Genomic DNA, 12,638 nt, shown 5'->3' on the forward strand with positions numbered 1-12,638 from the left:
TTAGAGATAAATAAATATTGAAGTAAAAAAAAGAGTCAAAGCTTTACTGCAAGGAAACAGGCCACGTAAAAATGGATAAAAAAAACAACCATAAAAATAATTTAATTCCGCAGCCTGCTTCCCTCTCTGCTTCCTCTCAAGAACGTCTTACACCTATGATGGAGCAATACGTAGAAATTAAAGCCGTTCATCATGATTCTCTTCTTTTTTACCGAATGGGGGATTTTTACGAATTATTTTTTAATGATGCCATTGAAGCTGCTCAAGCCTTGGGAATCACACTCACAGCACGCGGAAAACATTTAGGACAAGATATTCCTATGTGCGGTGTTCCCGTTCACGCTGCTGATGATTATTTACAAAAACTAATTGCTTGTGGTTATCGCGTTGCTGTTTGTGAACAAACAGAAGATCCTGCTGAAGCGAAAAAACGAGGCTCAAAATCCGTTGTTCGGCGTGATGTTGTTCGTCTTGTAACCCCTGGAACGATAACAGAAGAAAAACTCCTTGATCCAACACGCGCAAATTATTTGATGACACTTGCCCGCATAAAAACCAGCGACGGAGAAGAGTTTGCTCTTTCTTGGATTGATATCTCAACAGGCATATTTCGTGTAACAGAAAGCCGCCAAGAGAAACTTTTAGCAGATATTATGCGTGTGGATCCACAGGAAATCATTGTTGCTGATTCCTTTTTTCATGATAAATCTCACAAATCACTTTTTAGTGTTCTTGATCGTATCGTCTCACCTCAACCAACTTCTCTTTTTGATACCCTCACCGCTGAACGCGATATTTGTACTTATTTTAAATTGGCAACTCTTGAAGGTATTGCAGATTATTCACGCTGCGAACTCTCTGCAATTGTGGCGGCTATTCGTTATATCGAAAAAACACAAATCACACATCGTCCTCCCCTCATGCAACCTGAGCGTCAAAATGAAAGTGCTACCCTCTTTATTGATGCTGCAACCAGACTAAGCCTAGAGCTTATTCGAACGACATCAGGTCAACGGAATGGAAGTTTACTAAAAGCTATTGATCGCACTGTAACAGGAGGAGGATCTCGCCTTCTCATCGATCGCCTTATTGCTCCTCTTACCACCCCTTCAGCGATTGATACGCGTTTGGATTCTATCGATTTTTTTCTCCGTAATCCTTCTCTTGCAGAGGCAATAAAGCTCACTTTAAAAGGGGGACCAGACATGCCCCGCGCCGTTTCACGCTTAGCTCTTGGACGAGGAGGTCCTCGTGATATGGCAACGATTCAGCGCGGATTTGAAATCATTCGTGAAATTCATCAGCTTCTTAATAATGAGCTCCTACCTCAAGAAATAAGTGATGTACAACAGGTCTTTTCGAACCTACCCATTGCTTTACATCACCATTTAGAACAAGCACTGGCTGATGATCTTCCCCTGCTGAAACGTGATGGTGGTTTTATTCGCTCTCAATATCATAAAGAGCTTGATGAAATGCGTTCTTTACGTGATGAATCACGTCGTGTCATTGCTGAACTTCAAGCGCAATATGCCCGAGAAACAGATATTAAGACACTCAAAATAAAGCATAATAATATTCTAGGTTACTTCATTGAAGTCACCAGTACACAAGCATCTGCCCTTATAAATGATCCACAAGCTAAAGCACGCTTTATTCATCGGCAAACAATGGCAAACGCTATGCGTTTTACGACAACAGAACTTGCTGACCTTGAAAGTCGTATTGCGCATGCTGCAAACCACGCCTTGACACTTGAACTGGAGATCTTTGATACGCTCGTTCAGGAAATTATTGAACAAATTGACTTTATTCGTAAAGCCGCTGAAGCACTTGCTATTTTAGATGTTTCTGTTGCTTTAGCATATCTTGCTGAAGAACAAGGCTATTGCCGCCCTAAAATTGATCATTCCCTAACCTTTCATATTACCGCAGGACGCCATCCTGTTGTTGAACAGGCGCTGCGCAAACAAGCAGCAGAACCCTTTGTTGCCAATAATTGTGATCTCTCTGTGCAAGAAAATCAGCAATATGCCGCAATATGGCTTTTGACAGGGCCTAATATGGGAGGAAAATCAACTTTTTTGCGACAAAATGCTCTCATTGCTATTATGGCGCAAATGGGATCTTTTGTTCCAGCCACTTCAGCACATATTGGTGTCGTTGATCGCTTGTTTAGTCGTGTCGGAGCTTCCGATGATCTTGCGCGAGGACGCTCAACCTTTATGATGGAAATGGTTGAAACAGCAACGATTCTCAATCATGCGAGCCACCATTCTCTTGTTATTCTCGATGAAATAGGGCGTGGTACATCAACCTTTGATGGACTTTCTATTGCCTGGGCTGCCGTTGAATATCTCCATGAAGTTAACCATTGTCGTGCTATTCTCGCTACCCATTTTCATGAAATGACAGCACTGACCGAAAAACTTGGCAGACTGCATAATGTAACCATGAAAGTTAAAAATTGGAATGGCGATGTGGTTTTTCTTCATGAGGTCACACCAGGAGCCGCAGACCGATCCTATGGGGTACAAGTTGCAAAGCTTGCTGGACTTCCTAGCGCTGTTATTACACGAGCGACAGATGTCCTCCATCAATTAGAACAAGGTGAAATGGCTGGAAAAGGACATAAACTCATTGATGATTTACCGCTCTTTTCTCTTAAAGCGACCTCTCCCCTCAACGAAGGAAACAACAAACATGATGTCCTTCACGAAGCTTTAAAAAATATTCATCCCGATGAGCTCTCCCCTAAGCAAGCTTTAGAAGCAATTTATCATCTCAAACAGCTTGAAAAGAATAAGCCCCTATAAAAAATAGATGTTCTTTTTTATTCAAAAACTTTCTTAATAAAAACTCATGTGCTCTTTTTTTGATGTATCTTGCAAACTGGCATCATCATTCTATTTGTCCATCCCTCATGTTACGATAAATCCTTTGTGCTTGAGACAAATCATAAAAGGTATTTTTACTCTTTTCTTGAATGTTTTTTTCCGCAGGGCTCTCTGCGCTTATAACGCGCAAGAGAATGATTTTAATTGATTCAGCATACACAGGTCGGAAATGAAAAAATCTTACGATATTCAAAATTCTCATTCAAATAGAATAATCTGCGTAGAATATCACGTAAAAGATACCAAAAAAAACAGAGTGCTTTCTTTATAAGATACGTCCATTATCTCATTAAATACTGCGAACCGCGCCTTTTGCGGCAGATGTCGTCATCGCAGCATAGGCTTTGAGCGCCTTTGAAACTTTGCGTTGACGTTTCTCAACCGGTTGCCACGCCTCTTTTCCTTTCGCTTCCATCTTAGCACGACGCTGCTTTATCTCAAGGTCATCAACCAACATATGAATATTACGGTTTGGAATATCAATTTCTATGATATCTCCTTCTTCCACCAACGCAATTTCCCCTCCTTCAGCTGCTTCTGGTGAAATATGTCCTATCGAGAGCCCTGAGCTTCCCCCTGAAAAACGTCCATCTGTCACAAGTGCACAAACTTTACCCAATCCTTTAGATTTGAGATAACTCGTTGGATACAGCATTTCTTGCATTCCAGGTCCTCCACGTGGACCTTCATAACGGATTAAAACAATATCACCTGTTTTAATTTTATTATTTAAGATTGCTGAAACAGCTGAATCTTGGCTTTCAAAAATTCTTGCCGGACCTTTAAAGGTCAAAATTGATGAATCAACACCTGCTGTTTTTACAATACAGCCCTCTTTTGCTAGATTCCCATAAAGAACTGCCAATCCTCCATCTTGTGAGTAGGCATGGTCCCTATCACGAATCACACCTTTTTTACGATCAAGATCTAGAGTTTCATAGCGACAAGATTGGCTAAAAGCTATCTGTGTTGGAATACCACCTGGAGCAGCACGATAAAATGCATGGACTGCTGGTTCATTGGTTTGTTTTATATCCCAATGATCAAGAGCTTCTTTCATAGTTTTTGCATGAACCGTATAGGTTGATGTATCAATAAGTCCCGCCGCATCCAATTCACCTAAAAGACCCATAATCCCACCTGCACGATGAACATCTTCCATATGAATATTCGCAATAGCAGGAGCAACCTTGCATAAAACAGGAACACGACGTGAAAGTTGATCAATATCTGTCATGGTAAAATCCACCTCACCCTCTTGCGCCGCAGCTAGAAGGTGCAGAACTGTATTGGTTGATCCCCCCATAGCAATATCAACGGTCATGGCATTTTCAAAAGCCTTGCGTGAAGCAATAGAGCGTGGCAAAACTGTTTCATCATCTTTTTCATAATAACGCTTGACCAATGCAACAATCTGCTTTCCAGCTTCTTCAAAAAGCATTCGTCGATCTGCATGGGTTGCTAACACTGATCCATTTCCCGGAAGCGAAAGCCCTAAGGCTTCTGTTAAACAATTCATGGAATTGGCCGTAAACATTCCAGAACAAGAGCCACATGTAGGACAAGCAGCGCGCTCCATTTCAGCAACTTCTTCTTCTGAGTTTTGTTCTGAAGCGGCGGCAACCATAGCATCAACCAAATCAACTCTTAACTCTTGATCTTTCCATTTAATCTTACCGGCTTCCATGGGACCGCCTGAAACAAAGATTGTTGGAATATTCAATCTTAAAGCAGCCATTAGCATTCCAGGTGTAATTTTGTCACAATTAGAAATACAGACCAGAGCATCCGCACAATGGGCATTGACCATATACTCTACAGAATCAGCAATAATTTCACGTGAAGGCAGAGAATAAAGCATTCCATCGTGCCCCATTGCAATGCCATCATCGACAGCAATGGTGTTAAACTCTTTTGCAACACCACCAGCAATGGCTATTTGTTGCGCAACCAATTGTCCAAGATCTTTTAAATGGACATGCCCTGGTACAAATTGTGTAAAAGAATTCGCAATCGCAATAATGGGTTTACCAAAATCCGTATCTTTCATCCCGGTTGCACGCCAAAGACCTCGGGCACCTGCCATATTACGCCCGTGTGTCGATATTCTTGAACGGTAAGAAGGCATTATTTTTTTCCCCTCAAATAATTCCATTTTGCTTGTTGTGCTGTAACTTCACTCTAAAAACAAGAGTTTTAATCTTCAAAAGAGAAAAATACCTTTCTACTGAGACAGTTGAAGCACAAAATTAAAAGTTCTGCATAAATTTTTTTATAAAATCATAAAGCTTTTATTTTTACCTCAACATCTAATCTCAGCACAATTGTATATTTAAGATAAATATTAAAACGGTTCAGTGCAACACGAACTGTTCCAGATTTTTATATGCCAAATTTAGTGGAAAATTATTATTGCATCGATCTGTTTGCGTAATTTCTGGAATAAGAATACAGTCTAATTGGTGAAGGACATGAAAGCCTAATTGTCAAAAAACTTACTATCTCCTCACACTTTTAGCTTTATGCCTTTCAAAAGCATCCATAGCGATACCTTAAATAATGATGACACCTTGTCTCATGCTTTTGTTTTTCATATTTCTCAATGCAGTCACACCCCTCACGAAAAACAAAACACATTTACTTGTTCTACCAATTCACGCACTCGTTTTTTTAAGAAACATCTCTTAATTACGCTCTAGCCCATTTCTCACCAAGCCCGTAAGGAATATGATTCTATAAATAAAAAACTTATAGAGCACCACCAACTTTATACTTATATAAAAATTGGCAAAATCATACTCATTCATCCCCAATGTTGCGAGAGCCCTTGGCACTTAAGATAAGTCATAAAAGGCATTTTTACTGCTTGTCTTCACGTACTTTTCACCTGCACGCTCACTCTGCTTATGACAAACAAGAATTTTTATTGATCCATACGATAGAAACTTAAATGGGAAAATCGCACGATTTTCATGACTCCCATTCCAGTTGTAACAAATCAATTATGAATAGTCTTCAATATGTTATTTGAGTGATAACACGACATTACAGCAGACGACCAATCCTTTTTAAGAAACACATACAATACCAAGATACCGCGTGCCCTTACCAACAAAAGAAGGCCAAAGCCAATAATACCGCTAAATGTCTCAATCCCCTCTAATTGAGAAAAAACGGATAAAATTGACAAAAGACCCGTTTTTCTCTCATAAGGCAATCTAGTGTAGCGTTACAATTTGGAGTTCATGCTCATTGGCTCCAGCAAGAGCAATAGAGCGCTCATCAGATAAAATGATAGGATAACCTGTTTCACCAAAAAGTGCCCATATGGTAATGCCTGGAGTCATGGGTGGAAGATCTGGAAAGTTTTTAGCCAAATCATCTGTACAAACCTTTTTTAAATAAGCAATCTGTCCCGCATCAGAGTAGGACGTGTTCTGAAACGATAAGCTTTGTTTATGTTCTCCCATTTCACTGTTCCTTTACGCCTTAACTTTTATGACTCACTACAACTGACTTTAATTGGAATCTGTTTTATTTCTTTTTTTAATTTTGGTTGATATAGATTAATTGATAAAAGACCATTTTTCAACTCAGCATTTGTGACATTCATTCCTTCCGCAAGAACGAAGGTCCGCTGGAATTGTCGCGCAGCTATACCGCGATATAAATATTGATGATTTTGGTTGTCTGTTTGTTTACCATGAATAACCAATTGATTATCATCGAGCAAAATATTAAGATGATTAATCTTAAATCCAGCAACAGCTAAAGTTATCCGGATATGATTTGCATCATCGTTTTTGTGTAAACGTTCAATATTATAGGCTGGGTAAGCCTCATCAGCTTTACCGATACGTTGTAATATTTTTTCTACGGTTTCAAATCCTAAAAGAAAAGGATTGGAGAAAGGTGTCACATGTGTCATTCATGAGTATCCTCTTTAAAGCGGCTTTACTTGACCAAACTCTATATTAAAGTGTTCGCTGCATTCCTCTCATATGGCGAGCGTGAATGATAACTTCAAGAGAGAAGATTAAGAGAATTCAATGCCTCAAAGTAACATAAAAACATCTCAAAATACCATAAAATTATCAAAAATGCGAAATTTATCTGGTATATTGTATAATGAAGATGAAATTACAGAAATATTTCATCGTTTTTCTGTACAACGTCCTACACCTAAGAGTGACCTTATCTATACAAATGTTTTTACGCTTTTGGTTGCTGTTGTCCTTTCAGCTCAAGCGACAGATGTAAGCGTTAATAAAGCGACAAAGAAATTATTTTATCTTGCTGATCAACCGGAAAAAATGGCTGCATTGGGAGAAGAAGAAATAGCCCATCATATCCGTTCAATTGGTCTCTGGCGTGCAAAAGCACGCAATATTTACGCGCTTTGCAACTGTTTAATTGATCAATATGGCGGTCAAGTTCCTAATACACGTGAAGCACTTATGGCCCTTCCAGGCGTGGGACGAAAAACTGCTAATGTTGTTTTGAATGTTGCTTTTGGTCAGCCTACATTGGCGGTTGATACACATATTTTTCGCTTAAGTAATCGCCTTGGTTTAGCGCCTGGCAAAACACCAGAAATTGTCGAGAAAAAATTATTAAAGATTATACCAACCCGTTATCTTCGTCATGCACATCATTGGCTGATTTTACATGGACGCTATATTTGTCAAGCGCGTAAAGCACAATGTACACAATGCATTATTGCTGATCTCTGTAAAGCCGCAAGCAAAACAAATGCTATTCCGGCTCCTTTGATTGAAATTCAAGGCAATGGAGCACCCATTTTTTTATAATACGGTCTTGCTATTTTGTGTATACTAGCTTATGAAAGCGTCTTTGAAGAGCCGCCCGGCAGGGCATGCCGTGGCTGTTTGAAATGCTTGTTCAAGCGTTGGTCCGTTTGAGCAAATAAAATGTTTGATTGAATCAATTGATGTATGGAGTAGCAAAATGCCCAAGATGAAGACCAAATCATCCGCTAAAAAGCGGTTTAAAATCACAGCGTCAGGCAAAGTTAAAGTAGCAGCTGCAGGTAAGCGCCACGGTATGATTAAGCGTTCGAATAAATTTATTCGCGATGCACGTGGAACAATGGTTTTGTGTGAACAAGATGCTAAAAAAGTCATTCAGCATTATTTGCCGAATGGTATTTAAACCTTACGCTTTTGATTTTGAGGAGATTATAATATGGCACGTGTGAAAAGAGGTGTGACAGCACACGCTAAGCACAAAAAAGTTTTAAAACAAGCTGAAGGTTTTTACGGTCGTCGTAAAAATACCATTCGTGCAGCTAAAGCAGCCGTTGATCGTTCAAAGCAGTATGCTTATCGTGATCGCAAAAATAGAAAACGTACTTTCCGTGCTTTGTGGATTCAAAGAATTAATGCAGCTGTTCGTGCAGAAGGTCTCACTTATGGACGCTTTATTGATGGCTTATCAAAAGCCGGTATTGAAGTTGATCGTAAGGTTCTTTCAGATATAGCAATCCACGAGGCGGAAGCATTTTCTGCTTTAGTCGCTTCGGCAAAAAAAGCTTTAGAATATTTAAAAGATACAACACCTAATGCTTTTGAAAGCGCTGTCAAGTAAGCCAGTCGTGTTCTCTTAAAGCATTTATTTATCCGAGGTCCCGTGCTGGCTGTTGCGAGTGCGGGTTTTCTTTTATTAAAAAAATAGGCAAAAATATGAACGATATTGAGCGTCTGGAACAAGAAATTTGTTTAGCTTTAGAAGCTGCGGGGGATGAACAGGCACTTGAAACAGTGCGTATTGCAGCATTAGGTAAAAAAGGCAGCATCTCTGAAAAATTAAAAGAATTAGGAAAAATGGAGGCGAGCCAGCGTCAAAAAGTTGGTCCCGTTCTTAATGGATTAAAAAATCGCATTTTAGAATTATGGGCACAAAAGCGTGATCTTCTAAAAAGACAAGAAATGGATGCTCGTCTTGCTCGTGAAATGGTTGATATTACCTTGCCTGTTCGCTCTTTTCCTATGGAACGGGGACGTATCCATCCTATTTCACAAGTGATTGAGGAAATTATCGCCATTTATACGAAATTGGGTTTTTCTCTCGCAGAGGGACCTGATATTGAAACAGATTATTATAATTTTACGGCATTGAATTTTCCTGAAGGGCATCCAGCACGTGAAATGCATGATACCTTCTTTTTTGATGTTGATAAAATGGGAGAACGCAAATTATTGCGCACCCATACATCACCTGTACAAATTCGTACACTGGAAAAACAAAAAGCACCGATACGGATCATTATTCCTGGAAAAACTTATCGCATGGATTCAGATGCAACGCATTCCCCCATGTTTCATCAAGTCGAAGGTCTTGTCATTGATAAAACCTCCACTATTGCGCATATGATGTGGCTGCATGAAACCTTTTGTAAAGAATTTTTTGAAGTCGCTTCTGTAAATATGCGTTTTCGTCCCTCTTTTTTCCCTTTTACCGAACCCTCTATGGAAGTGGATATTCAATGTGATCGTTCTGGTTCAGAAGTAAAGTTTGGAGAAGGACAGGATTGGTTGGAAATTTTAGGATGCGGAATGGTGCATCCTCATGTATTAAAAAATGTTGGGTTAGATCCCGATGAATATCAAGGTTTTGCATGGGGAATGGGCATTGATCGTATTGCCATGTTAAAATACGGTATGCCTGATTTACGGGCTTTCTTTGATGCTGATCTTCGTTGGTTAGATCATTATGGCTTTCGTTGCTTTGATATGCCTGCTTTTTTTCCTAATAAAAATGTGTGATTTTAGTCATCGCTTTCATGTGAGGTTTTAAAATGAAATTTACATTGTCGTGGTTAAAAGATCACCTAGAGACAAACGCATCTTTGGATGAAATTTGTGAGAAACTAACAGCTATCGGTCTTGAGGTTGAGCACGTTGATGATCGCTCTTCTTTAAAAGGATTTGTGATTGCAAAAGTTTTAACGGCAATAAAACATCCTGATGCAGATAAACTCCAGATTCTATCAGTCGATACAGGAACTGCTAAACCTCTACAAATTGTCTGTGGAGCACCAAATGCGCGTGCTGGTCTTATTGGTGTTCTTGCATTACCAGGCACTTATGTTCCAGGACTCGATGTGACATTATCTGTAGGAAAAATCCGCGGTGTTGAAAGTTTTGGAATGATGTGCTCACAAGCAGAGCTTGAATTATCAGGTGAACACGATGGCATTATTGAACTTCCAGAAGATGCACCTATTGGGGGTTCATTTGCAACTTATGCCGGTTTAGATGATCCAATCATTGATATTGGTTTAACCCCCAATCGCTCTGATTGCACAGGTGTTCGTGGTATTGCACGTGATCTTGCTGCCACTGGAATCGGACAATTAAAAGAATTGTCTTTAGCAAAATTTGAAGCTTCCTTTGACACTCCTCTCGATGTTTCATTCGATTTTGCGCAAGATACATCGTTATGTTTAGGCTTTGCTTGGCGTGAGGTACGCAATGTTCAAAATGGCCCATCACCACAGTGGATACAACAGCGTTTGAATGCAATTGGTTTAAGACCGATTAATGCACTGGTTGATATGACCAATTACATCTGTTTTGACCTTGGTCGTCCGCTCCATGTTTTTGATGCCGATAAAATTAAAGGAAATTTGTCTGTTCGTTGTGCTCGTGAAGGGGAACAACTTCAAGCGTTGAACGGAAAAACCTATCATTTGAGCGTTCACGATTGTGTCATTGCCGATGCAGAGGGCGTTGTTTCGATTGCCGGTATCATGGGCGGTGAAAGGACAAGCTGTGATGAAACAACACGTCGCGTTATCATTGAATCGGCACTTTGGGATGCAAAAAGTATCGCCCACACAGGGAGAGCATTAGGGCTTATCAGTGATGCACGTTATCGATTTGAACGGGGCGTTGATCCAGTTTTTATGGAAACAGGACTTGAGCTTGCAACAGAAATGGTCTTACGTCTTTGTGGCGGTGAAGTATCCAAGGAAAAAATTGTTGGCTATCAGCAACAAGAAATCAAACAGATCGCTTTTCCTTTTTCTGAAATTAAACGTTTGACACATTTGGAAATAGAGCCTGCAAAAGCCATCTCTATTTTAACAAAACTTGGATTTTGCGTTGAGGGAAAGGGAGATGTCGTTACAGTAAAAGTACCATCATGGCGCCCTGATATTATGGGTAAAGCCGATTTGGTTGAAGAAGTCATGAGGATTTATGGGTTAGATAAAATTAAACCTATTCCTTTGGAAAACTTCGCAGAAGGAAAAGATCAAGTTTTAACAAGCGTGCAAATTCGTTCACGAGTTGCGCGTTTGACTTTAGCCCATCGCGGTATGAAAGAAGCGGTGACGTGGTCTTTTATCTCTGAAAATCAGGCTCTTGCTTTTGGAGGAGGTCAAGCCGAGCTTAAATTAGTCAATCCTATTGCCGCTGATATGTCCGTGATGCGTCCTTCTCTTTTACCTGGGTTGCTCATAGCAGCCCAGAAAAATGCTGATCGTGGTTTTTCTGATCTTGCTTTGTTTGAAGTTTCCAGCATTTATGAAGGTGATACCCCTGATAAACAACGACGTATCGTGAGTGGGATTCGTCGTGGCACAGAGAAATTTGAAGGGGCTGGGCGTTTTTGGAATGGAAATGCAACAGCTGTTGATGTTTTTGATGCCAAAGCAGATGCTTTAGCCGTTTTAGAAGCATGCAATATAGATATTGGAAAAGTACAGATTGAAGTTGGAGCCCCTGATTGGTATCATCCAGGCCGTTCAGGAGTCATAAAACTTGGTTCAAAAATTATTCTTGGTTTTTTTGGTGTTCTTCATCCAGCAACCCTAGAAAAATTAGATGTTAGTGGTCCTTTATGCGGCTTTGAAATTTTTCTAGATCAAATTCCAGAGCCAAAGAAAAAAACAACAAAAAGCCGTCCTCCTTTGAAATTATCACCATTTCAAATGGTGCGGCGTGATTTTGCATTTATCGTTGATAAAACAATTGCTTCTTCACTTATTGTTCGTGCTGCTCAAGGAGCCGATAAAAAACTTATTCATTCCGTGCAAATTTTTGATCTTTTTGAAGATCAAAGCCTTGGTGAAAATAAGAAATCTGTTGCTATTGAAATTGTTATTCAACCGATTGAACGCACCTTGACAGATAAAGACCTAGAAGAAATTGCTGCAAAAGTGATAGAAAATGTCACTAAAATGACAGGCGCTTATCTTCGTCGTTGAGTCTTTTCGGAATAAATTTTAATAAAGACAGGAGCATTGCAAAATGCTCCTTTATTTTTTTAAATCTTGAAGTCTATCGAATTCTTTTAAAAGAGAATTTTACGACATTCCATTGATTTATAATAAGAGGATTTAAAATGAAAAAATCCTATGATATTCAGAATATTAACTCAATAAAAAGATAAATTTTCTTATAAATTAATATGTTATCATTGGAATGAGATGTTGATTAATCAGCAATAAAAAAACATAGGTTTTATAAGACATAAAAGTGCCATAAAGCATAAGGTCTTCAGAAACGAGCGAGAAAGATATCTCTGCTTTTTATATAATGCTGTGCAAAACAGCCTTCTCTTTAAAATCATTCATTTTTTCAAGGTAAATTTTTAAGACGAGAAAGAATTGTTTTTAAAAGGCTTGAAAAGTTAATTTTTGTAAAAATCCTTCATTGCAAATGCAAAAGATAACTGTTATTGCTAAATGATAATGCAAATCATTCGCAATATGAA

General features: G+C 39.2%; 9 protein-coding genes. 6 read left to right on the plus strand and 3 right to left on the minus strand.

All coding sequences use genetic code 11. From position 1 onward, the window contains the following. Positions 1-71: 71 nt before the first annotated feature. Complete coding sequence (mutS, locus tag AC6ER8_RS07950) at positions 72-2,816, plus strand: DNA mismatch repair protein MutS (protein WP_497078251.1); 2,745 nt, start codon at positions 72-74, stop codon at positions 2,814-2,816. Positions 2,817-3,186: 370 nt separating this feature from the next. Here the strand turns inward: mutS and ilvD are convergent, their stop codons facing one another. The 3 genes from ilvD to AC6ER8_RS07965 form a co-directional block, all read right to left on the minus strand. Next, complete coding sequence (gene ilvD, locus AC6ER8_RS07955) at positions 3,187-5,025, minus strand: dihydroxy-acid dehydratase (RefSeq protein WP_497078253.1); 1,839 nt, start codon at positions 5,023-5,025, stop codon at positions 3,187-3,189. 1,090 nt (positions 5,026-6,115) lie between these two features. Continuing rightward, a complete protein-coding gene (locus AC6ER8_RS07960) occupies positions 6,116-6,367 on the minus strand; it encodes a BQ00720 family protein (protein WP_005774433.1) in 252 nt (83 codons plus the stop codon). Between the two features lie 26 nt (positions 6,368-6,393). Next, positions 6,394-6,825, minus strand: a complete 432-nt coding sequence (locus tag AC6ER8_RS07965) for an Hsp20 family protein (protein ID WP_497078255.1) — start codon at positions 6,823-6,825, stop codon at positions 6,394-6,396. Between the two features lie 121 nt (positions 6,826-6,946). On the opposite strand from AC6ER8_RS07965, the gene nth reads away from it, so the two are divergent. From nth to pheT, 5 genes are all read left to right on the plus strand, one after another. Next, a complete protein-coding gene (nth, locus tag AC6ER8_RS07970; protein ID WP_497078257.1) occupies positions 6,947-7,708 on the plus strand; it encodes an endonuclease III in 762 nt (253 codons plus the stop codon). 157 nt (positions 7,709-7,865) lie between these two features. Continuing rightward, the gene (rpmI, locus tag AC6ER8_RS07975; RefSeq protein WP_497078259.1) at positions 7,866-8,069 is read left to right on the plus strand and encodes a 50S ribosomal protein L35; all 204 of its coding nucleotides are present in this window, start codon (positions 7,866-7,868) and stop codon (positions 8,067-8,069) included. Positions 8,070-8,102: 33 nt separating this feature from the next. Continuing rightward, positions 8,103-8,504, plus strand: a complete 402-nt coding sequence (gene rplT, locus AC6ER8_RS07980; protein WP_497075168.1) for a 50S ribosomal protein L20 — start codon at positions 8,103-8,105, stop codon at positions 8,502-8,504. A 95-nt stretch (positions 8,505-8,599) separates the two neighbouring features. Then, entirely contained in the window at positions 8,600-9,682 is a 1,083-nt protein-coding gene (pheS, locus tag AC6ER8_RS07985) for a phenylalanine--tRNA ligase subunit alpha (RefSeq protein WP_497078261.1), read from the plus strand. A gap of 32 nt (positions 9,683-9,714) precedes the next feature. Continuing rightward, complete coding sequence (gene pheT, locus AC6ER8_RS07990) at positions 9,715-12,129, plus strand: phenylalanine--tRNA ligase subunit beta (RefSeq protein ID WP_497078263.1); 2,415 nt, start codon at positions 9,715-9,717, stop codon at positions 12,127-12,129. The last annotated feature ends 509 nt before the right edge of the window (positions 12,130-12,638 follow it).

The organism is Bartonella sp. SL320 (assembly GCF_059687635.1).